Here is a 22,624-nt window from a genome sequence, read left to right on the forward strand (position 1 = left end):
TGCACCTCTTGTCCGCCTTGTTCCGCTGGTGGTTAACCCGGGTGGGTTACGGCAACAGCGCCGCCGCCAGCGGACGCACCGTCTCCTCGACCTCGTCCGCGACCCGGCCGAAGCACTGGTCGCCCCGCCCCCACGGGTCGTCGAGGTCATCCGCGGCCAGCGGCCCAGCCCCCGCCCGAACGGCGTCGACCGCCTCGACCAGCGCCACGCCGCGCGCGTACACGGCGGCGGGGGTCACCCCGGCCGCCGGCAGACCAGCCAGGTCCACCGCGGGCAGCAAGCGGCCGAACTCACCCAGCACAAAGGTGCGGGAGCCCGCGTCCGGACGTAACACCGACACGAACTCCTGCTGATCGGCGGTCGCGGTAAGCACCAGGTCAGCGGCGTCGATATACTCCGAACGCAGCTTGCGGGCCGCGAAGCCCTCCGTGTCACCGCCCCGCCCGGTCACCTGTCGGGCCGCCGGCGGGTTCATCTCCTCACCGGCGTGCCAGCCGCCGGTGCCGGCGCTGTGACTGTGCAGCAGATCATCGACGAGCCCCGGTGCGGCGTCACCGCGCCGCGCCAGCCGCTCCCGGGCAGCCAAGACCAGCAGTCGCTCAGCCATCGGAGAGCGACAGATATTGCCCATACAGACGTGGAGAACGGTAAACGGCGGCACTCAGGCCACCCGACTCGAGATGATGTCCGGCACCACATCGCGCAGCCGGTCCAGGTCGATCGCACCGGCCCGGATTAGCTGGGGCACCGCCCCGGTCAGGTCCACGATCGTGCTCGGCACCGGATCCACCGCCGGCCCCGCCTCCAGGTACGTGCGCACCGAGTAGGCGAGCTGACCGCGGGCCGCCTCGGCGGTGGTGGCTGCGGGCAGGCCAGCCGTATTCGCCGAGGCCACCGCCATCGGCCCGGTCTCCCGAAGGACCTCCAGCGCGACCGGATGCAACGGCATCCGCACCGCGACCCGGCCCGACGTCTCCCCCAGATCCCAGCGCAGGCTGGGCGAGTGCTCGACCACGATGGTCAACGCGCCCGGCCAAAAGGCCTCCACCAGGTCACGGGCCGCGCTGGGCAACGAGAAGACCAGACCATCCAGGGTGTGCCGGGAGCCGATCAGCACCGGTGGCGGCACCGGCTGGCCGCCCTTGGCGTCGAGCAGGGCCTTGACCGCGTGCGGAGTGAACGCGTCCGCCCCGATCCCATAGACCGTGTCGGTCGGCAGGACGACCAACTCGCCGTCGCGGATCGCCTTGATGGCTGCCGCGATGCCGCGGTCCCGGTCGGCGGGCGACCGGCAGTCGTAGAGCATCACGAGCAGCAGTCTGCCACGCCCGAGTCCGGGCGGTGTGCCGGCCGTGCCCGGGTGACGGAACACGCGCGCTCCGCCCCCGCCCTGGAGGTGGGCGAGTTCACCGGCCTACCCGCCAGCGCCACCGGAGTCTCGCGGGTCCACGGTGCGCCGCCGCCGGGTCGCGGTAGCGAATCGGGGCCGGCCGGCGAGGTCGGCGTGGTCGGCGATCGAGTCGTACCGGCCATCCCCGGCCAGCAGCCCGGGCACCGCCGCGCCCTGCGTGTCGTCGTGCTCGATCCCGAGCCGGCCCCCGGGCCGTAACAGCACCGCCGCCCGGGGCACCACCGGCCGGATGACGGCCAACCCGTCCATGCCGGCGAAGACCGCACGGGCCGGATCATGCCGGCTGACCTCCGGCGGCACCACCACGCCCGCCGGTACGTACGGCGGGTTGCACAGCAGCACGTCCACCCGCCCCAAGAGATCGTCGAGCAGGTCCGACGCCGTGACATCAGCGGCCACCACCTCAACCGGCCGATCACCGACGGCGGCCCGGCTGGTCGCGTTTCGCCGCAGCCACGACAGCGCCGCCGGGGAGCCTTCCACCGCAACCACCCGGGCCGCCGGGACCTCCTGCGCCACCGCCAGAGCGATCGCCCCGGAACCGCTGCACAGGTCCACGACCAACGGTGCTGCCTCCCGGCGTGCCTGCTCGACGCCCCACCCGGCGAGTAACTCCGTCTCCGGACGAGGCACGAAGACACCCGGGCCGACCGCCAGTTCGAGATGCCGAAAAGGTGCGCTGCCGGTGAGGTGCTGCAACGGTTCCCGGTCAGCTCGCCGGGCCACCAACGCATCGAACCGGCGACGCTGGTCCGGGCTGAGCCCGTCGGCCAGCGCCAGCCGACCACGCGGCACTCCCAGCACGTACGCGGCCAGCACCTCCGCCTCCCCACGGGGCCCCTCGACCCCGGCGTCGGCCAGCACCCGGGCGGCCCGGACGACCGCCAGGGTGGGTCGCTCCCGATTCGTCCCTTCGGACGGCTGTTGCGACAAAGTGCTCACGCCATAATCATGAGGCGTCGCGCATCCGACCACGAGCCGGTGCGGTCAGGCGCACACAGACAGGAGGGTCGCGGGTGGGTTGGCTGGACCAGGTCGGCGACCAGGTTGACACCCTGAAACGGGCACGCGGGCTACAGGAGTCGAGCCGCTCCGCCGAGGCGTACCGCATCCTCTCGGGCGTGCTCGCCACCACCACCGACCGGTACGCCCGGGCCGACGCCCTGGTGCAACGCCTCTCCGCGGTGGTCAACCTGGGTCGCACCGCGGAGTACACCCGGGCCATCGAGGAGGCCACCAGCGCCGTCCGGGACCTCACCGAGCCGTACCCCCACGGGCACCTCCACGCACTCGCCGCGCTCGCCGCCCACCACCAGGGCGCCCTGGACCGCTGTGTCATGCATCTGGTGCGGGCCGCTCGCGCGCTGGGCGCCGTCGAGGACCCCGACCGGGACACCGCGTGGGGCTGGCACGACCTCGCGATGGCCTACTCCTACCTCAGCTTCCACGGGTACGCGCTGGGCGCGATCGAGCGGGCCCGACAGCTCGGGCTCGCCGCCGGCATCCCGGCGGAGACCTTCGCCGCCCCCGGGATCCGACTACGCAACGCCGTCGCGCTGGACCACACCGGTGACAGCGACGGCTGCCTGCGGGTGCTCCGCGACGTCGCCAGCGATCTGGAGCAGTTCCTGCACACCGGACAGGCCGGGCGGCTCCGCCCCAGCAGCCTCGCCGCGTACGGCTACGCCGCAGCACGGCAGGCCGCCCTGGGTGACCGGCTGGAGGTGGGAACAGACGGCGCCCCGGCCCGTCTGCTGTGCCACGGCGGCGACAGTGCCCGGGCGCGCGACATGCTCCAACTCGGCGAGGTCTGCCTGGCCATCGCGGCCGACCGCCCGATCGAGGCGGTCACCCGGCTGGACACCGTGCAGGTCTCCACCGAGACCCTGGGCGCGGCCGAGCCCGAACGGCTACGCAGCATCGCGCTGGGCCGGGCCGGGGAACACGTCGCCGCGCACCGCGCCGACCGGCGGGCGTTCCGGCTCGCCGCGCACCGCAACGATCGGCTTCGGGACGTCTACATCGACGGGATCGCCGCCCGCATCGACCACGAGGAGATGCGCCGCGAGGCCGCCCGCTTCGAGGGAGAGGCACTCACCGACCCGCTGACCGGGCTACCCAATCGACGCCGGCTCGAGCGGTACATCGCCGCCGTGATGGCCCAGGGGAAACGGGTGGTGATCGGCGTCTGCGACCTGGATGGATTCAAGGCGGTGAACACGTACCACGGGCACCACTCCGGCGACCTGGTCCTGCAGCGCGTCGCGGGAGTGGTAAACCGGGTGATGCGGCGCGACGACTTCGTGGCCCGCTACGGTGGCGACGAGTTCGTCGTGGTGCTACCCGGTACGGACATGGCCGAGGCGGAGGAGGTGGCGCGCCGGATCAAGTCCGCCGTGCGGACCGAGGACTGGGAGTCCCTCGTGCCCGGCACCCCGGTCGGGGTCAGCATCGGCTTCGCCGAGGTGGCCGCCACCGGCCCTGACGTACCGGACGCCCTGAGCCTCGCCTTCGAGACCGCCGACCGGGAGATGCTACGCGCCAAGACCCGCCCCCGCGCCTCCTGATGGCCCGCGGGGCAGGCTCGCGTACGGTCCGCGGAGGGTGCCTGCCCGGGGCGGGCCGGCGGTGTCAGCGGCGGCCCAGGTCCGTGTCACCCGCCAGCCGGGCTGCCCGGTCTGCCTCAGCGAGCGCTGCCAGCACTCCGTCAAGCTCTCCCGCGAGCGCCAGGTCCAGGTTGTACGCCGTGTAGCCGATCCGGTGGTCGGTGATCCGGTTCTGCGGGAAGTTGTAGGTGCGGATCCGCTCCGAGCGATCCACCGTCCGTACCTGCGCCTTACGCGCGTCGGAGGCGGCGGCATCGGCCTGCTCCTGCGCCACCGCCAGGAGTCGGGCCCGCAGGATCCGCATCGCCTGCTCGCGGTTCTGCAGCTGGGACTTCTCGTTCTGGCAGGAGACGACGATGCCGGTCGGCAGGTGCGTGATCCGGACCGCCGAATCGGTCGTGTTCACCGACTGACCACCAGGACCAGAAGAGCGGAACACATCGATCCGAAGCTCGTTCGGGTCGATCGTTACGTCGATCTCCTCGGCCTCCGGCAGCATCAGTACGCCGGCCGCGCTGGTGTGGATGCGGCCCTGCGACTCAGTGACCGGCACCCGCTGCACGCGGTGCACGCCGCCCTCCCACTTGAGTCGGGACCACACCCCGTTGCCGCCTTCCGGAACTCCCTTGCTCTTGATGGCCAGCGAGACGTCCTTCACGCCGCCCAGGTCGGAGTCCTGCGCGTCGATCACCTCGACCAGCCAGCCACAGCGCTCGGCGTACCGGGTGTACATCCGCAGCAGGTCGCCGGCGAAGAGTGCCGACTCCTCGCCGCCCTCCCCCGCCTTGATCTCGACGATGACGTCCTTGGCGTCGTGCGGGTCCCGCGGGATCAACAGCTCGGCGAGGCACTCCTCCAACGCCGGCAGGGTCGCCGCGATCGCCTCGGCCTCGGCAGCGAAGGCTGGATCCTCGGCCGCCAGCTCCTTCGCCGCCGCCAGGTCGGCCCGGGCCTGCGTCAACTCGGTGGCGGCCTTGTGCAGCGGCACCAGCTCCGCGTACCGCCGGCCGACTCGACGAGCCGTGTTCTGGTCGGCGTGAATCGCCGGGTCGGCCAGCCGGTTCTCCAACTCCGCGTACTCGTCGAGGAGGGTGACCAGACGCTCGCTACTCATGGACAGCTACTCCTTTGACAACGGCGCTGGACAGCGATGCCCCGAGTCGGGGCGGAATGCGGACGGCGCCCGTGTCCGGACGAAGACCGGACACGGGCGCCGAGTTGGGCGTTACTTGCCCTTCTTGGCCTGAACCTTGGCGTACTTCTGCTGGAACTTGGCCACCCGGCCGGCGGTGTCCAGAACACGCTGCTTACCGGTGTAGAACGGATGGCAGGCGCTGCACGTCTCGACGTGGATTGAACCGCCCTTGGCGGTGCTGCGGGTGGTGAAGGTGTTACCACAGGAGCAGGCGACCTCCGTGGTCACGTACTCCGGGTGGCTGTTGGGCTTCATGTCGCCTCGGTCCTCTCGTTGGTGGTCGCCGGGTCGCCCGGCCGCGGGGTGTACCACGGACAGGGCGTGAACCGGAACCGGTGGCCGACTAACCAGTCTGCCACGGGGTCAGGTCGGCTCGGCAGGCGGGCTGCGGGGCTGGCAGCGCAAACGCCGGCCCGTACCACCGCATTCCCGACCCGCCGCCGAGCATTCGCCCCGGCGGTTCAGCTCCAGGCGTGGAGACCATCCGCTGCGGTGTCGCCGGTGTCACCGGGGCGCGACCCACCGGCCGCGCCCCGGGCTGACCTGGGGCTCACTCCCCTGGCGTCGACTTCGCAATCTGCATCAGGAACTCGATGTTGGTCCGCGACTTCTTGAGCCGGTCCAGCAGCAGGTCCAGCGCGGCCTGTGAGTCCAGCGCGTGCAGCACCTTCCGGAGCTTGTGGACGATGGCCAGCTCCTCCGGCGCGAGCAGGATCTCCTCCTTACGCGTACCGGACGGGTGGATGTCGATGGCCGGGAAGGTCCGCTTGTCGGCGATCTTCCGATCCAGCTTCAGCTCCGCGTTACCGGTGCCCTTGAACTCCTCGAAAATGACCGTGTCCGCCGTCGAACCGGTCTCCACCAGCGCGGTGGCGAGGATGGTCAGCGAACCACCGTTTTCGATGTTGCGGGCCGCACCCAGGAACCGCTTCGGCGGGTACAACGCGGTGGAGTCGATACCACCCGACATGATCCGGCCGCTGGCCGGCGCCGCCAGGTTGTACGACCGACCAAGCCGCGTCACCGAGTCCAGCAGCACGACCACGTCGTGGCCCAGCTCGACCAGGCGCTTCGCCCGCTCAATCGCCAACTCGGCGACGGTGGTGTGGTCCTGCGGCGGCCGGTCGAAGGTTGCCGCGACGACCTCGCCCTTCACCGACCGCTGCATGTCGGTGACCTCTTCTGGACGCTCGTCCACCAACACCACCATCAGGTGGCACTCCGGGTTGTTGTGGGTGATCGCGTTCGCGATCGCCTGCAACACCATCGTCTTGCCGGCCTTGGGCGGCGAAACGATAAGCGCCCGCTGGCCCTTGCCGATCGGCATCACCAGGTCGATCACCCGAGTGGTGAGGATGTGCGGCTCGCTCTCCAGCCGCAGCCGCTCCTGCGGGTAGAGCGGGGTGAGTCGATAGAACTCCGGCCGGCGCTTCGCTTCCTCCGGCTCCATCCCGTTGATGGTGTCCAGCCGGACCAGCGGGTTGTACTTGTCCCGCCGCTGCTCGCCCTCCCGCGCCGCGCGGACGGCACCGGTGATCGCGTCACCACGCCGCAGACCGTACCGCTTAATCTGGGACATAGAGACGTAAACGTCATTCGGCCCGGCCAGATAGCCGGTGGTCCGGACGAAGGCGTAGTTGTCGAGCACATCGATGATGCCCGCTACCGGGACGAGGACATCGTCCTCGCTGACCTGGGGCTCCCGCCCACCGTCGCCGTCCCGGTCGCCACGGCCGCGCCGACGATCCCGGAAGCGGCTGCGCCGGCCACGCCGACCGCCGCCCTCGTTCTCCTCCTCGCCGTCGTTGTCACGCTGGCCACGGTCGTTCCGGTCGCCCCGCTCAGCACGCTCGCCACGGTCACCGCGCTCGCCACGCTCAGCACGCTCGCCACGGTCACCGCGCTCGCCCCGCTCAGCACGCTCGCCCCGCTCAGCACGCTCGCCACGCTCACCGCGCTCGCCACGCTCAGCACGCTCGCCCCGCTCAGCACGCTCGCCCCGCTCAGCACGCTCGCCCCGCTCAGCACGCTCGCCACGCTCAGCACGCTCGCCCCGCTCAGCACGCTCGCCCCGCTCAGCACGCTCGCCCCGCTCAGCACGCTCGCCCCGCTCAGCACGCTCGCCACGCTCAGCACGCTCGCCCCGCTCAGCACGCTCGCCACGCTCAGCACGCTCGCCGCGCTCAGCACGGTCCCGGCCACCGCGGCCTTCACCACGCTCCCGGCGTTCGCCGGCCTCGGCCTCCTCCGGTCGCGTCTCAGCGCGGGCCTCACCGGCCTCACTGACCGCACGGCTACGCCGGCCACGGGCCCGGCCGGTGGTCGGGGTGGTCGTCGGCTGCTCGGCGGGACGCGACTCGGTCTCCGCCCGCTCGCCCGACTCCCGGACCTCCGCGTGGACCTCCCCCCGGGCGGGGGCCGCGGCAGCCGCAACCTCGGCCCGCGGTCGAGGGGTTCCGGTGGCTGCCCCGCCACCCTGGCGCTCGGTGATCGCGCTGATCAGCTCACCCTTGCGCATGCGAGCCGTGCCCGAGATGCCGAGCGACGCGGCCAGGCTCTGAAGCTCCGGCAGCAGCATCGCCGACAGACCTGTGCCGCTACGCCGACGACGGGTGGGAGCAGCGGTCGTGGCATCGCCAGCGACGTTGGAAACATCCGACGTCACGTCGGTGGTGTCGCTCAATGGAATCCTTCCCTCGATAGGCCGGGACTGCCCGGGGTCGACATACAGGTGGCCGGGCGGCCTCGGTGCACCCGCCTCGCGTGGACGCGTCGCGGGAGATGGTGACACAGCAGCCGGTCGCCTTCCCGACTCACCGAGGTGATGAGAACGGGCTCGCCGTCTGCCGCGACCGGTGCGCACTGCGGTGCGGCGTGTCTAGGCAGGGGTGACGGGCAAACCGCCGATAGCTTCGGGGGTGCGCCGACCCGCAGGAAGATCGCGTGCTTCGCGGCTGTGCTAAGTCTAGAGCGTAATCAACTCTTCCGACCTGCGGCAACAGGATCCCGCTCCGCGTGTCCTAGTCTACCCCGCCCAACCCTGGCGCCGTGCACCTCTACCGGCAACGACCAAACCTGCCAGTCTGGCCCCGCTACCAGGTCGGCGGGGGGATCGCGCAGCGCCAGCACAGTCGGGCCAGCCCCGGACACCACCGCTGGCACATCCGCCGCGCGTAGCTCGGCAACCAGCGCGGCCGTCGCCGGCATGCTCTCGGCCCGGTAGTCCTGGTGCAACCGGTCAACGGTGGCCGGCAACAACAGCTCCGGCGCGACGCTGAGAGCATGAACCAGCAGGGCGGCCCGGCCAGCGTTGTGCGCCGCGTCCTGGTGCGGCACGGTGGCCGGCAGGGCGGCCCGCGCGGCGGCCGTGAGCCCTCGCTCCGTCGGCACGAACACTGTTGGCCGGACCCCGGCGGCGACCGGAAGCGACACCGCCCGGGCGCCCTCCGGCTCGGTCCACGCGACGGTAAACCCACCCAGCAGGCAGGGCGCTACGTTGTCCGGGTGACCCTCGAGCTGGGCCGCGAGACGGAGCACGGCCGCGTCGTCCAGCCGCTGCTGCCCGTCGGGCACCAACGCCCGGGCCAGCAGCACCCCGGCTACGATCGCTGCCGAGGACGAGCCGAGACCACGCGCCTGGGGAATCCGGTTGACGCACTCCACCGCCAGCCCCGCCGGTTGGCTGCCACACTCGGCAAAGGTGGCCCGCATCGCGCCCACCACGAGATGCCGCTCGTCGCTGGGTAGGTCACCAGCGCCCTCGCCAACCACCTGCACCGTGACACCGCCAGCGGTAACCTCGGCGCAGACGTCGTCGCAGAGTCCAAGGGCGAGCCCGACGGCGTCGAAGCCCGGCCCCAGATTGGCGCTGGTGGCAGCGACTCGCACCCGGACCGGGCCGGGCATGAAGTTGGTCGACACGTGCTCATGCTAGGACCGCACACCGATGTTCCGAACCACCGCCCCCGCCCCACCTGTTCGGGCGATAGTGGGCGGAGAACCCGCGGCAGGTCAGCGCAGAGCCGACTCCGGCTCGACAGCCGGCTCGGTCAGCGAGAGGCGGCGGGTCGCCACCCGCCAGCCGATCGCGTAGACCAGGGTGACCAGGCCGCCACCGGCCAGCACCACCCGTTCGTCAACCACGTCGATCACCGAGGCCACCACCAACTGGCTCACCGAGACAGCGAGGGTAGCCAGCATCATGTCGGTAGCGAAGACCCGCCCCCGTAGCCGGTCTGGCACCTCCCCCTGGAGGGCGTAGTTGGACATGACCCAGTTACTCCCCCCGGCGAAGTGCGCCACAAAGACCAACACGAGCACCAGCGGGAACCAGTTCACCGCCGAGGTGCCCAGATAGGCCAGCCCGTACAGCGACATGGACAGGGCCAGGCCCGGCAGCAGCCAGGACCGGTTACCCAGGACCCGTCGCATCAGGATCGGACCAACCAGAGCCCCCGCCCCACGTACCGCGAAAAGCAGTCCGGCGCCGATCGGGCCTGCCCCGTAGGTCGCTGCCAACAAGGGAAAGACCGTCAACACACCGTTACCAAGACCGACCGCCGACTTAACCGTCACCAACGCCAGCACCCGAGGCCGATGGCCGATGTAGCCGAGTGCCTCCCGGATAGCCGCCCACGTCGGCTGTACCGGCCGGTCCCGCTCTCGGGGGGCCTGCAACGGCCGGCGAATCAGCCCGGCCAGGAGCGCCGCCAGAACCAGACCGCCGACAGCTGCCCAGAAGGCGACGTACGGTCCGGTGACGCTGCTCAGCACACCGCCCAGCGATGCCCCGACGATCGTCATCGTGCCCCACGCCGAACCCGCGACCGCATTGCCCGCGGCCAACTCGTCCCGGTCCAGCACGTTCGGCAGGGCGGCCTGCGCGGCCGGCGAGTAGAACGCCTTGGCCACCGCCACCACCCCGATCCCGACCAACGCCAGCCAGGCGGTGCCAGCATCGCGTACGCCGAGGAGCAGCAGGACGCCGACCAGCGCGGCGATGTTGGCACCGATCATGATCCGGCGGCGATCGAACCGGTCCGCCAGCGCCCCGGTGTACGGCAGCAGCAGCGCCACGACGCCGGTGTCCATCGCCAGCAGCAGCGCACCCCACACGCCGCTGCCGGTCAGCGCCGGCAGGAGCACCAGCAACGGCACCATGACAAACCAGTCGACGCCGAAGACCATCAGCTCGGCCAAGAGCAGTTTGCGGAAGTTCCGGTTACGACGCAGGACCGAGAGGACGGACGGCATCACCGAACCTTATCCACCGCAGTGCTGCGCTTCGGTCACCGTACGGACAGCAGGGGCACGGAAACGGCGCGGACGCCCCCGACCAGCGGTCGAGGGCGTCCGCATACCAGGGAGTTACTCCGCCGGCGGAAGCGGCGAGGTCCGGCTCCTGGGCAGTCGCAGCACCTCAAACTGGTCAGTTCCCTCAACCAGTGCCGGCGAGGACGCCGATTGGTCGGACGCCTCCCTGGCGGTGGCGGTGGCGACACCACCACCCGGACCCGCCGGCTCCGGCGCATCAGGCCCGGCGTCCGCCGGAGAAGCCACACCGGGCCCGGCGGCCGCCGGCTCGGCTGAGGTGGACGTAGCGACCGAGGTCTCGGCCCCGGCCCGCGTCCCCCGCCGACCGGCCCGCCAGTCCCGGACCGACTCCTTGGCGTGCTCGACCATGACGTACAGGGTCGGTACCAGCACCAGGGTGAGCAGGGTCGAGCTGAGCAGACCACCGATCACCACGATCGCCAGGGGTTCCGAGATGAACCCGCCCTCGCCGGTGAGGCCGAGGGCCATCGGCAGCAGCGCGAAGATGGTCGCGACCGCGGTCATCAGAATCGGTCGCAGCCGGCGTCGGCCGCCCTCGACGACCGCCTCCCGGACCCCCAGGCCCTGCGCCCGGTACTGGTTGACCAGGTCGAGCAGGACGATTGCGTTGGTCACCACGATGCCGACCAGCATGAGAACACCGATCAACGCCGGTACGCCCAGGGGGGTGCCGGTAACCAGCAGCAGCCCGACCGCGCCGGTCGCCGCGAACGGCACGGAGACCAGCAGGATCAGCGCCTGAGTCAGGCTACGGAAGGTCACAACCATGATCAGGAAGACGATCGCGATCGCTGCGAGTACCGCCAGACCCAGATCAGCGAAGGCCTCGTCCTGATCCGCGCTGACACCGCCGATGACGAAGGTGGCCCCGGGGACGTCGATGGCGTCCAGCCGCTCCTGCAGCTCCTGGCTGGTCGCGCCGAGGTCGGAGCCGGTGGCCGTGCCGGTTACCGAGACACTGCGCTCACCGTCGATCCGGGTGATCTGCTGGGGGCCGAGAACCTCACCGACCTCAGCGATGGCGCCCAGCGTTACCGCGCCGACCGGCAGTGCCCGCAACTGCTCGGTCGAGACCGGCGGCTGGGCGGTTTGCAGGACCACCTCCCGCTGCTGGCCCTCGATCGTCAGCTGCCCCAGCGGGGCGCCCCGGAATGCCTGCGCGACGAACTGCCCGACCCTCGCCTCGGTGAGCCCGGCCGCTGCGGCCTTCGCCCGGTCGACCTTGACCTCGACCTGCCCAACCTGGGTGGCCACGCTGGTGGTCACATCCTCGACGCCGGGCAGCCCCGTCATCGCCGCCGACGCCTCGTCAATGGCCTGGGTCCGGGTCGCCGGGTCGGCCGCCTGCACGACCACCTCGAGCTGATTCGCAGCAGCTCCGCCCTGCCCGACCCCGAACCGGAACTCACCCGCCTCGGCACCGAACTCGTCGAACTTCTCGCGTAGGACCGTGCGCATCTGCTCGGCGTCGGTGTCGGCGAGGGTGAGGGACCAGGTCGCCACGTTGTTGCCGCCGGCACCGGCCCACGGGTTACCCCCCGCGCCAGCCGTCACCTGATAGGTCTCGATGCCCTCGGTCTCGGCCAACGCCTCCTCCACCTGTTGGGCCGCCGCGTCCGTTCCCGCCAGTCCGGTGCCTGCCGGCAGTTCCTGGGTGATGGTCATCGTGTCCTGGCCGGAGTCGTCGAGGAAGTTCGTCTCCAGCTGACGGGAGAGGCCGAACGTGCCGAAGAGGACCAGGACGCCGAGGCCGAGAGTGATCCATCGGGTCGACCGTTCCCGGGTGGCGAAGCCGATGACCGGCAGGTACGCGCGCTGCAGCGGGTTACGCAGTTCCTTCTGCTCCGCTGCCCGACGCACCGCCGCCTCGCCCGCCGTCTGACCAGCCGGCTGGAGGAACCAGTACGCCAGCACCGGAATAAGGGTCAACGAGACCAACAGCGAGGCGAGCAGCGCCACCGTGACGGTGATCGCGAACGGCGTGAAGAGCTGCCCGACGAAACCACCGACCAGCGCGATCGGAGCGAACACGGCGACCGTGGTGAGGGTGGAGGCGGTCACCGCACCGGCCACCTCGCGGACCGCGGTACGGATGGCGTCCTGCTTGGACTCGCCGTACTCGAGATGCCGTTTGATGTTCTCCAGCACCACGATCGAATCGTCTACGACGCGGCCGACCGCGATGGTCAACGCGCCGAGGGTGAGCAGGTTGAGCGAGTAGTCACCGATCCAGAGCGCGATGAGCGCGACCAGCACGGACAACGGAATGGAGACCGCGGTAACGACGGTGGAGCGCACCGAGAGGAGGAACACCAGGATCACCAAAGCGGCCATCACGAGGCCGATCAGCCCCTTGGTGGCGAGGCCCTTGATCGACTTCTCGACGAAGGGGGCCTGGTCGAAGACGACGGTCAGCTCGGCACCGGAGGCGGTTCGCAGCTCCGCGAGCCGCTCCCGGATCTCCTGGGAGATCTCCACCGCGTTCCCGTCCGGGGCCGCGGTCACGGCGATGCCCAGGCTGTCCTGGCCGTTGGTACGCGTGATCGCGGTGACCGGCGTGAGCCTCTCCTCGACCGTCGCCACGTCGCCGAGGCGCACCGGGGCGGCCGGCGCCACGGTGAGGATGACTCCGCGCAGCTCGTCGAGGGTGCTCAGCGGGGTGCCGACCTGCACCGGGAGCGTCTGTTGGCCGTCAACAACCGCGCCGGCCGGAATGGCGACACCGTTGGACTGCAACGCCCTGCCAAAGGCGCTGGGCTGAATCCCGGCCGTCGTGAGTTTCGCCACATCTGGAGTGATGACCACTACCTCGTCGCGGGTGCCCGTCAGGTCGACCGTACGGACACCCTCGATCGCGGTCAGTTCCGGCAGGACAGTTCCGCGCAGCTGCTCGCCGAGCGCCTGCTGGTCAGCTCCGCCGGAGGCGGCGAGCACCACCGCCGGTAGGTCATCCGTGCCGCCGGCGATGACCTGCGGGTCAACCCCCTCCGGCAGCTCGACGACCCGGTTGAGCGCGGTCTCCAGCTGGTTGACCGCCTCGTCCACATCGGTACCGAACTCGTACTCAACCTGGATGGTCGCCAATCCCTCACGCGAGGTAGAGGTGATCTTCTCCAGCCCGGTGACGCCCTGCAGGCTGTTCTCGATCGGCACGGCTACCTGTGACTCAACAGCCTCCGGACCGGCGCCCGGATAGGTAGCCACGATGAAGGCGGCCGGGAACTCCAGCGACGGTAGGAGTTGCTGTTTCAGCGACGGTACGGCGAACGCTCCGAATAGCGTGGTGACCACCGCGACAAGGGCAATCAACCCTCTGTTTGCGAGACTGAATCTGGCGAGCAGCGACATCGGCTGGGCTCACTCCTGAAGCGGGAAGATTGGGTCCGGGTGAGTCGAGTGTCCCGTACTGGTTCCACACCAGTACGGCGGGGTTCGCTCGCTGGCACCGCGCCCAGCCCCGACCCTCAGGCCAGGTCGAGCGAACGGGCCGCGGCCAGGGGGTCATTGGCGATGGTCACCGGCGCGGGGGCGGTAGAGATCGCCCACTCCGGGTCTTTCAGGCCGTGACCGGTGACCGTGCAGACAACCGTCGAACCCCGCGGCACCGCGCCCGCGGCGGCCTGCTGGAGCAGTCCCGCGACACTCGCAGCGCTACCCAACTCGACGAAGACCCCGACATCGCGAGCGAGCAGCCGGTACGCGGACAGGATCTCCCGGTCGGTAACCGCGGCGATCAGACCGCCAGAGGCGTCCCGGGCATCCAGCGCTCTCGTCCAGCTCGCCGGATTGCCGATCCGGATTGCGGTGGCGATCGTGGCCGGTTCACGCACCGCCTGGCCGGTGACGATCGGCGCGGCGCCAGCGGCCTGGAAACCGTAGAGCTTCGGGGTCTGGGGGATGTTTCCGGCCGCCCGTTCCTCCGAGTAGCCGAGCCAGTAGGCGGAGATGTTCCCCGCATTGCCGACCGGCATGCAGTGGATGTCCGGCGCGGCACCAAGCGCCTCGACGATCTCGAACGCGGCGGTTTTCTGGCCGTGTAGGCGATCAATGTTCACCGAGTTCACCAGGGCGACCGGATAGTCCTGGGCGAGTTTCGCGGCCAACGACAGGCAGTCGTCGAAGTTACCGCTGACCTGGAGCAGTCGGGCACCATGCACCAATGCTTGGGCGAGCTTGCCCAGCGCGATCTTGCCCTGCGGCACCAGCACCGCACAGGTCAGGCCAGCTCGCGCCGCGTAGGCCGCCGCCGAGGCGCTGGTGTTGCCGGTCGAGGCACAGATGATCACTTTGTTGTCTGCCTCGACCGCTTTGGAGACCGCCACGGTCATCCCCCGGTCCTTGAAGGAGCCGGTCGGGTTGGCACCCTCGACCTTCAGATAGACCTCGCACCCGGTTCGCCCCGACAGCACCGGTGCCGGCAACAGCGGGGTGTTCCCCTCGTGCAGGGTGACGACCGGGGTGGTCGCGGTGACCGGCAACCGATCTCGGTACGCGTCGATTAGACCCCGCCACATGTCGTGCCCTCCGCCTCTCCCGGCCCCGGTCGAAACCACCGGGGTCCAGCCTGACCAGCCACTCGATCGGACTCCAGCACACCCGGCCCGCAATCCACCAGGCGGGACGCGACCCAGGCCACGCCGCGTCGGAACCCGGTAAGCCGGACTGAGCTATGCGCTGCCCTCGACCCGCAGCACGCTGGCTACCGACCGGACCGTGTCCAGCCCTCGCAGCGCCTGAACCGTCGCGGCGAGCGCGGCGTCCGGTGCGACGTGGGTGACGATGACCAGGTCGGCGTCCTCGTCCCGGCCAGCCACACCGCTGCCTGCGGAGCCCTGACGAACGGTTGCGATCGATACGTCGTGCTGCGCGAACACGCCTGCCACCGCGGCCAACACCCCGGGACGGTCGGTCACGTCGAGGCTGATGTGGTAGCGGGTTAGCGCCTCCCCCATCGGCCGCACCGGCAGGTCGGCATAGGCGGACTCACTGGCCGCCCGGACCCCGGCGAGCCGGTTTCGGGAGACCGCCACCACGTCGCCGAGCACCGCGCTGGCGGTCGGCGCCCCGCCCGCGCCCGGCCCGTAGAACATCAGTTGTCCCGCCGCCTCGGCCTCCACGAACACCGCGTTGAAGGCGTCGCCCACGCTGGCGAGGGGATGGGTCAGCGGAATCATCGCCGGATGCACCCGCACACTGACCGTCTCCCGGCCATCCGCGGCGGTGCCCCGCGCCGCGATGCAGAGCAGCTTGATGGTGCAGCCCATCGCCTTGGCGCTGGCGACATCGGCGGCGGTGACCTCGGTGATGCCCTCCCGGTGCACATCCGCCGCACCGACCCGGGTATGGAACGCCAGTGAGGCGAGGATCGCCGCCTTGGCGGCCGCGTCGAAACCCTCCACGTCGGCCGTCGGGTCCGCCTCGGCGTACCCCAGATCAGTCGCCTCTGCCAACGCCTCGGCGAAGCCGGCGCCGGTGGTGTCCATCGCGGAGAGGATGAAGTTGGTGGTGCCGTTGACGATGCCGGTCACCTGGGTGACCCGGTCCCCGTGCAGTGACTCCCGCAGCGGCCGCAGCAGGGGGATCGCGCCGGCCACCGCCGCCTCGTAGTAGAGATCGCCCCCGCCCTGCGCCGCCGCGTCGTGCAGCGTCCCGCCGTCCTCGGCGAGAAGGACCTTGTTCGCGGTCACGACGCTCTTACCCGCCCGCAGCGCCTCCACGAGCCAACTCCGGGCCGGTTCGATGCCGCCGACACACTCGACCACCACGTCGACGTCGTCCCGTTTTACCAGGTCGAACGGGTCAGAGGTGAACACGGCCGGATCAACCGGCAGTTCCCCCCGGTCCCGACCGATCCGACGGACCGCGATACCGGCGATCTCCAGCGGGGCACCGATCCGGGCGGCGAGATCGGCGGACTGCGAGTGCAGCAGCCGGACCACCTCGCTGCCGACCGTGCCGCAGCCGAGCAGCGCCAAGCGCACAGGTGATGTCATCCCACATCCAAAGCGAGCAGGTCCTCTTCGGTTTCCCGGCGGACGATCAGGCGAGCCCGGCCGTCGCGCACCGCGACCACCGGGGGGCGTGGCACATGGTTGTAGTTGCTGGCCATGCTCCGGCAGTACGCACCCGTGCCGGGCACGGCGACAAGATCTCCCGGCTGCACGTCGGCGGGCAGGAATTCATCCTTCACCACGATGTCCCCGGACTCACAGTGCTTTCCCACAACGCGGGCAAGCACTGGCTCGGCAACGCTCGCTCGAGACGCCAGGGTCGCCGAGTACGACGCATCGTAGAGCGCTGTGCGGATGTTGTCGCTCATGCCGCCGTCGACACTCACATAACAACGGCGCCCATCGACCGCGTCACCACCGGTGCCGACCGGCACGGACTTGACCGTGCCCACCTCGTAGAGCGTGAACATGGCCGGGCCGACGATCGCCCGGCCCGGCTCGATCGACAGGTGCGGCACCGCCAGCCGCTCGGCGGCGCACTCCCCGTCAACGATCTTGCGTAGACGCTTCGCCAGATCGGCCGGCGTGGCCGGATCGTCCTGCGAGGTGTACGCGATACCGAACCCGCCGCCCAGGTCCAGCTCCGGTAGCTGTACCCCCCGCGCGTCGCGGATCTGCGCCTGCAGCGCCAGCACCCGGCGGGCGGAGACCTCGAAGCCGCTCGCGTCGAAGATCTGCGACCCGATGTGCGAGTGCAGACCGCGCAGCTCCAACACGTCCTCGTCGAGGATGCGCAGCACGGCGGCGATCGCCGCGCCCTCCGCCAACGAGAAGCCGAACTTCTGGTCCTCGTGCGCGGTGGCGATGAACTCGTGGGTGTGCGCCTCCACGCCGACGGTGACCCGCACCAGCACCCGCGGGCGGACACCCCGCTCGCGAGCCAGCGCGGTGAGTCGGTCGATCTCGTGGGATGAGTCGACGATGATCCGCCCCACCCCGACATCCAACGCCCGGCTCAGCTCGGCGATCGACTTGTTGTTGCCGTGGAAGCCGATCCGCTCCGGCGGCACCCCGGCAGCCAGCGCAGTGGCCAACTCGCCACCACTGCACACGTCCAGGTGCAGGCCCTCCTCGGCGACCATCCGCGCCACCGCCCGGCAGAGGAACGCCTTACCGGCGTAGTAGACATCCTCGGTCGGGAAGGCAGCCCGGAAGTCCCGGCAGCGACTCCGCAGGTCCTCCTCGTCCAGGAGGTACACCGAGGTGCCGAACTCGGCCGCGAGATCCCGCACCGAGCAGCCCGCGACGGCGAGCGCGCCGTCCGCCGCCCGGCTGACGGTACGCGGCCACAGCGCTGGCACCAACGCGTTCACGTCCCGCGGGACACGCAGCCACGCCGCCCCCTGGCTGCCGATCTCCCCATGCAGGGCGCCGGCCTCGTGTGCTCGCACTATCTGTCTCCGCTTCCCGACTGCGGGGCTCGCACGCTCACTCCTCGCGCTCGCACTCTGTCTCCGCTTCCCGACTGCGGGGCTCGCACGCTCACTCCTCGCGCTCGCACTCTGTCTCCGCTTCCCGACTGCGGGGCTCGCACGCTCACTCCTCGTGCTCGCATGTCACATCCGCTCCGGGGCTGCGACGCCGAGCAGCCGCAGTCCGTTGGCGATGACCACCCGGGTGGCGTCGTTCAGCCAGAGCCGGGCGCGGTGCAGGTCGGTGATCTCCTCGTCGCCCCGGGGCAGCACCCGGCAGTTGTCATAGAAGCGGTGGTACGCCCCGGCCAGGTCCTCCAGGTACCGGGCGATCCGGTGCGGCTCCCGCAGTTCGGCGGCGGTGGCCACCACGGCGGGGAACTCGGCCAGCGCCTTCAACAGCTCGTTTTCCTTGTCGTGGTCCAGCAGCTCGGGGTGGAAGTCCGCCGAGCCGCCCCGGGCCAGCCCGACCTCCGCCGCATTACGCCCGACACTCGCCGTACGCGCCGCCACATACTGCACGTAGTAGACCGGGTTGTCGCGGGTGGCCCGGGTCCACAGCTCAATGTCGATGTCGATCGGTGAGTCGGTGGAGTAGCGCGCCAGCGCGTACCGGGCGGCGTCCACACCGATCGCGTCGACCAGGTCCTCGAGGCTCACCACGGTGCCCGCCCGCTTGCTCATCCGCACCGGGGCCCCGTCGCGAACCAGGTTGACCATCTGTCCGATGAGGATCTCCAGGTTACGGCCCGGGTCATCCCCGAAGCAGGCGACCATCGCCTTCATCCGGCCCAGGTAGCCGTGGTGGTCCGCGCCGAGCATCAGCACGACCCGCTCGAAGCCACGCTCCCGCTTGTCCAGGTAGTAGGCGCAGTCAGCGGCGAAGTACGTCCACTCGCCGTCGGACTTACGCAGCACCCGGTCCTTGTCGTCGCCGAAGTCGGTGGTCCGCAGCCAGGTGGCACCATCGGCCTCGAAGATGTGGCCCTGCTGCCGTAGCCGCTCGAGGGCGAGCTCCAACTCACCCCGGTTGTGCAGGTCCTTCTCATTGAAGTAGGTGTCGAACTCCACGCCGAAGTCACGCAGCGAGGACTTGATCTCAGCGAACATCAACTCGACACCCTCGACCCGGAACACCTCCTGGGCGGCGGCATCATCGAGCGCCAGCACGTCCGGCCGCCGGGACTGAACCTGTTGCGCGATCTCCGCGAGGTATGCGCCGGCGTACCCGTCCTCCGGCGGCGGCTCCCCCTTCGCGGCGGCCAGCAGAGAACGGGCGAACCGGTCGATCTGTGACCCGGCGTCGTTGAAGTAGTACTCGGTGGCGACCGCAGCCCCGGTGGCGCGGAGCAACCGACTCAACGCGTCACCGACCGCCGCCCACCGGACGCCGCCGATGTGCACCGGGCCGGTCGGATTGGCCGACACGAACTCGAGGTTGATCGACTGACCGGCGAGCCGGCCGCTGCGGCCGTATTCCGCGCCGGTCTCAACGATCACCTGGGCCAGCTGGCCCGCGGCGGCGGCGTCGAGGCGGATGTTCAGGAAGCCCGGGCCGGCGATCTCCACCGACTTGACCCCCACGGCCTGGCCGAGCTGCTCGGCCAGCGCGGCGGCGAGCTCCCGCGGCGGGACCCCCACCTTCTTGCTGAGCTGGAGGGCCAACGTCGAGGCGTAGTCCCCGTGCTCGACGTTGCGGGGTCGCTCCACCGCGGTCTGCTCCGGAAGCGTGGAGCGGTCCAGGCCCCGCTCGGTGAAGACGGCGTGGGCTGCGGTGAGGACGACCTCGGCGAGTTCTGCGGGAGTCACCGAACCATGCTATCGGGGGTAGACTCAGTCCCCGCGGCGGCGACCCAGCATGTGACCCCGGCCCGCCAGATCCCCTGACCGACCGACCTGACGAGGCACGATGAGCATCAGCACCCCGGGCGGCCCGGAGCGCCGCCCGACCGTTGCCAGCACCGCGAAGAAGCCGGCCGGGGGCAGGCCGGCCAGTGGCAAGCCCGGGTCCGGCAAGCCAGCGGGCGGCAAAGCGGGGTCCGGCAAACCCGTGGGCAGTCAGCGCGGCGGCAAGGGGCCACGCAAGCCAATCACCCCGGTCAAGGTAAGCCAGAGTCGCAACTGGGGGCCGATCGCCCTCTTCGTCGCCGTCGGCGTACTCGCCGTCGCAATCGTCGGCTATGGCGGCTGGGCGACATTCCAGGGCTCCAAGCCGTGGGACGAGCGGGCGGACGCTATCGCCGGCATCGTCAACTACCGCGAGAAGGATCCGGAGCTGGTCACGGGCGGTAACCACCAGCAGGGCTCGATCGAGTACTCCATCCTGCCTCCGGTCGCCGGCCCCCACAACGACGCCTGGCAGAACTGCATGGGCGACATCTACGACGCCCCGATCGCCAGCGAGCACGCCGTGCACAGCCTGGAGCACGGTGCGGTGTGGATCACCTACCAGCCCGACCTCGACGCCGGCCAGGTCGAGAAGTTGGCCGAGCGGGTACGCGGCAACGAAAAGCTCTTCCTCAGCCCGTACGAGGGCTTGGACGCCGCGATCTCACTACAGGCCTGGGGCTACCAGCTCAAGGTCGACAACGCCGACGACAGCCGGATCGACGACTTCATCAAGACGCTGAAGGTCAACGCCTCGGTCGAGGGCCCAACCGCCCTCTGCGCCCAGGGTGTCACCGCCACCGGCACCACTCCGCGGGAGCTCGGCCCGCAGATGCCGCAGTAGTTAGGGAGCCGGAATGTCCGCCCTCACGACCCTCGAGGAAAAGCCGGACGGAGCTCGGAGCGCCGATGGCGCCCGTCGCCCCGCTACCCGGTTCGGCACGTCAGCGATGGCGATCGCCATCGTGGTCGGCCTCCTGCTCGGCTTTGCGGGAGGTCTGCTCACCCCCGACCTCAACCGACCGGGGGACACCTCGGCCGAGGCAGGCTTCGCTCGGGACATGACCACCCACCACGCCCAGGCGGTGGAAATGGGGCTGATCGCCTTCAAGCACGGCACGGACCAGGAGGTCCAGACGATCGGCAGCGACATCGCCCTCGGCCAGCAGGGCGACATCGGCATCATGCAGACCTGGCTGCGGTCGTGGGAGCTGGATCCAACCGGCTCCGAGCCCCGGATGGCATGGCTGCCGGACGGCACCGAGATGGTCCGCGACGGGCTGATGCCGGGGATGGCCAATGCGGAGCAGATGACACAGCTGCGGGAGGCCCGGGGCAAGGAGTTGGACGTTCTCTTCCTCGAGCTGATGATCACGCACCATATCGGCGGCATCCACATGGTTGATGCGCTGCTCGACCAGAGCAACGAGAAGGACGTGGTCCAGGCCGCGCAGACCATGAAGAACACCCAGCAGACGGATCTGACCAACCTGCGGAACGCACTCGAGCGCATCCGGGGCTGATCGGGCGGCCACCTACGTCCCACGACCCGCACCACCACGTGGTGGTGCGGGTCGTTTGTCATGGTCAGAGGCTCGACGCAGGCGCCGGTTCGGACCGCCACGACGGCGCCATCCCGGCGAGTCACGGTTTGACGGACAGCCTAGTTGACCGACTAAGTCCGATTCGAGAAGTTGAGACCGCTCCGGGCGAATACATCTCAAAGAGAAGTTTCTCCGCACATATCGTGACCAGTTGCGATTCGTACTCGTTGCGTAAGACGTGGGTGTTGCACTGAGAGACGCGCGGCGTTCGGTCACCAGCTGGTGCCGACGCCACACAATCGGCGGTGACGGGGCGGTGGCGGCCGTCCGTCGCGGAGTGCGGCAGAGCGAGCCGGGAGCGCTCAGCCGCGAACAGGAACTCGAGCTGATCGACACCTTGCGGGGCAGCTACCCCGACGCGTTCGGCCTGGACGAGGAGCTCTGGACGCGGCAGGGTCTTCACGCCCTCATCCAGAGCCGGTTCGGGTTGCCGCTCGACCCAGGCGCCATCGGGGCGTACCTGCGGGCGTGGGGACTCGGTCCACGGGAGCCGCGCGAACGCGCCTGCGGGCTCTGCGTCGGCGCGGTGGAGCGATGGGTACGCACCGAGTACCCATCGATCATCCGAGCCGCTCAGGAGCACCTGGCCGACGTGCACTGGATCGGCCGGATCCGGCTACGCGGCACGATGCCGGCGGCGGACATCATCTCCGCGGTCTCGTCCCGAGGTCGGGTCCAATTCATGATCACCACACCGTCGGTGGATCCCCCGCTCCCCCGCGACTTCGTACTCCGACTCAGCGGCGAAGAGCAGCGCACGGTCCACCTGATCGTGGACGGCTCGTGGCCCCGTAATGAGTGGCCGCGTCGGCTACCCCGCCGCATCACGCTCCACCCGCTACCCAGCTGCGGTCGCGCCGTCGCCGCGTGACCCCAAGCTCGGCTGGACGCGGGCGACTGAAGCGCATCCGCGCATACCGATTCGGTGATCGCGGGAAGGGTTTGCTACTCTTCTCCGGTCGCTGAGCCCCCGTAGCTCAGGGGATAGAGCACCGCCCTCCGGAGGCGGGAGCGCAGGTTCGAATCCTGCCGGGGGCACCACCGATTGCCAACAAAGCCCTCTGACCAGGCAAAACAGGTCAGAGGGCTTTGTCGCGTATTCGGCTGCGCCCGAGCGCCAGCGGCTCCTGGCGGGCATCTGCGCCATGAGGAGTGCAGGTCGGG

General features: G+C 70.2%; 17 protein-coding genes and 1 tRNA gene. 5 read left to right on the plus strand and 13 right to left on the minus strand.

The window, feature by feature from the left end; translation table 11 throughout:
* Window positions 1-46 precede the first annotated feature (46 nt).
* The 3 genes from STROP_RS18300 to prmC all read right to left on the minus strand — a co-directional run bounded on the left by STROP_RS18300 (window position 47) and on the right by prmC (window position 2,353).
* Entirely contained in the window at window positions 47-661 is a 615-nt protein-coding gene (locus STROP_RS18300) for an arsenate reductase/protein-tyrosine-phosphatase family protein (protein WP_012014846.1), read from the minus strand.
* Complete coding sequence (locus tag STROP_RS18305; RefSeq protein ID WP_187151632.1) at window positions 662-1,306, minus strand: L-threonylcarbamoyladenylate synthase; 645 nt, start codon at window positions 1,304-1,306, stop codon at window positions 662-664.
* Window positions 1,307-1,414: 108 nt separating this feature from the next.
* Complete coding sequence (prmC, locus tag STROP_RS18310) at window positions 1,415-2,353, minus strand: peptide chain release factor N(5)-glutamine methyltransferase (protein ID WP_028569467.1); 939 nt, start codon at window positions 2,351-2,353, stop codon at window positions 1,415-1,417.
* A 74-nt stretch (window positions 2,354-2,427) separates the two neighbouring features.
* On the opposite strand from prmC, the gene STROP_RS18315 reads away from it, so the two are divergent.
* Window positions 2,428-3,978, plus strand: coding sequence for a GGDEF domain-containing protein (locus STROP_RS18315; protein ID WP_012014849.1), 1,551 nt, complete (start codon window positions 2,428-2,430; stop codon window positions 3,976-3,978).
* Between the two features lie 64 nt (window positions 3,979-4,042).
* Here STROP_RS18315 and prfA read toward each other — a convergent pair whose 3' ends face one another.
* The 10 genes from prfA to argS form a co-directional block, all read right to left on the minus strand.
* Window positions 4,043-5,131, minus strand: a complete 1,089-nt coding sequence (gene prfA / locus STROP_RS18320) for a peptide chain release factor 1 (protein WP_012014850.1) — start codon at window positions 5,129-5,131, stop codon at window positions 4,043-4,045.
* Window positions 5,132-5,242: 111 nt separating this feature from the next.
* A complete protein-coding gene (gene rpmE / locus STROP_RS18325; protein ID WP_012014851.1) occupies window positions 5,243-5,467 on the minus strand; it encodes a 50S ribosomal protein L31 in 225 nt (74 codons plus the stop codon).
* Between the two features lie 295 nt (window positions 5,468-5,762).
* Window positions 5,763-7,895: a transcription termination factor Rho gene (gene rho / locus STROP_RS18330; RefSeq protein WP_080516605.1), complete on the minus strand. Its 2,133-nt coding sequence runs from the start codon at window positions 7,893-7,895 to the stop codon at window positions 5,763-5,765.
* Window positions 7,896-8,188: 293 nt separating this feature from the next.
* Window positions 8,189-9,133, minus strand: coding sequence for a homoserine kinase (gene thrB / locus STROP_RS18335; RefSeq protein ID WP_018830617.1), 945 nt, complete (start codon window positions 9,131-9,133; stop codon window positions 8,189-8,191).
* Window positions 9,134-9,223: 90 nt separating this feature from the next.
* Window positions 9,224-10,465 (minus strand): MFS transporter, encoded by a 1,242-nt coding sequence (locus tag STROP_RS18340; protein WP_012014854.1) that lies wholly within the window; start codon window positions 10,463-10,465, stop codon window positions 9,224-9,226.
* 114 nt (window positions 10,466-10,579) lie between these two features.
* Window positions 10,580-13,894 carry an efflux RND transporter permease subunit gene (locus STROP_RS18345; RefSeq protein ID WP_012014855.1) on the minus strand — a complete coding sequence of 1,105 codons (3,315 nt, stop codon included), beginning with the start codon at window positions 13,892-13,894 and terminating at the stop codon, window positions 10,580-10,582.
* A 116-nt stretch (window positions 13,895-14,010) separates the two neighbouring features.
* Window positions 14,011-15,060, minus strand: coding sequence for a threonine synthase (gene thrC, locus STROP_RS18350; RefSeq protein ID WP_012014856.1), 1,050 nt, complete (start codon window positions 15,058-15,060; stop codon window positions 14,011-14,013).
* A gap of 153 nt (window positions 15,061-15,213) precedes the next feature.
* A complete protein-coding gene (locus tag STROP_RS18355) occupies window positions 15,214-16,527 on the minus strand; it encodes a homoserine dehydrogenase (RefSeq protein ID WP_012014857.1) in 1,314 nt (437 codons plus the stop codon).
* A gap of 8 nt (window positions 16,528-16,535) precedes the next feature.
* Window positions 16,536-17,948: a diaminopimelate decarboxylase gene (gene lysA / locus STROP_RS18360; protein ID WP_012014858.1), complete on the minus strand. Its 1,413-nt coding sequence runs from the start codon at window positions 17,946-17,948 to the stop codon at window positions 16,536-16,538.
* Window positions 17,949-18,113: 165 nt separating this feature from the next.
* Window positions 18,114-19,778: an arginine--tRNA ligase gene (gene argS, locus STROP_RS18365; RefSeq protein ID WP_012014859.1), complete on the minus strand. Its 1,665-nt coding sequence runs from the start codon at window positions 19,776-19,778 to the stop codon at window positions 18,114-18,116.
* Between the two features lie 100 nt (window positions 19,779-19,878).
* Here argS and STROP_RS18370 point away from each other — a divergent pair, with 100 nt between their 5' ends.
* From STROP_RS18370 to STROP_RS18385, 4 genes are all read left to right on the plus strand, one after another.
* Entirely contained in the window at window positions 19,879-20,700 is an 822-nt protein-coding gene (locus STROP_RS18370) for a thioredoxin-like domain-containing protein (protein ID WP_012014860.1), read from the plus strand.
* Between the two features lie 13 nt (window positions 20,701-20,713).
* A complete protein-coding gene (locus STROP_RS18375; protein WP_012014861.1) occupies window positions 20,714-21,379 on the plus strand; it encodes a DUF305 domain-containing protein in 666 nt (221 codons plus the stop codon).
* A 259-nt stretch (window positions 21,380-21,638) separates the two neighbouring features.
* Window positions 21,639-22,331 (plus strand): winged helix-turn-helix domain-containing protein, encoded by a 693-nt coding sequence (locus STROP_RS18380; RefSeq protein WP_028680522.1) that lies wholly within the window; start codon window positions 21,639-21,641, stop codon window positions 22,329-22,331.
* Between the two features lie 95 nt (window positions 22,332-22,426).
* Window positions 22,427-22,501, plus strand: a tRNA-Arg gene (locus STROP_RS18385).
* Window positions 22,502-22,624: the final 123 nt, after the last annotated feature.

It is taken from the genome of Salinispora tropica CNB-440 (genome assembly GCF_000016425.1).
Taxonomy (GTDB): Bacteria; Actinomycetota; Actinomycetes; order Mycobacteriales; family Micromonosporaceae; genus Micromonospora; species Micromonospora tropica.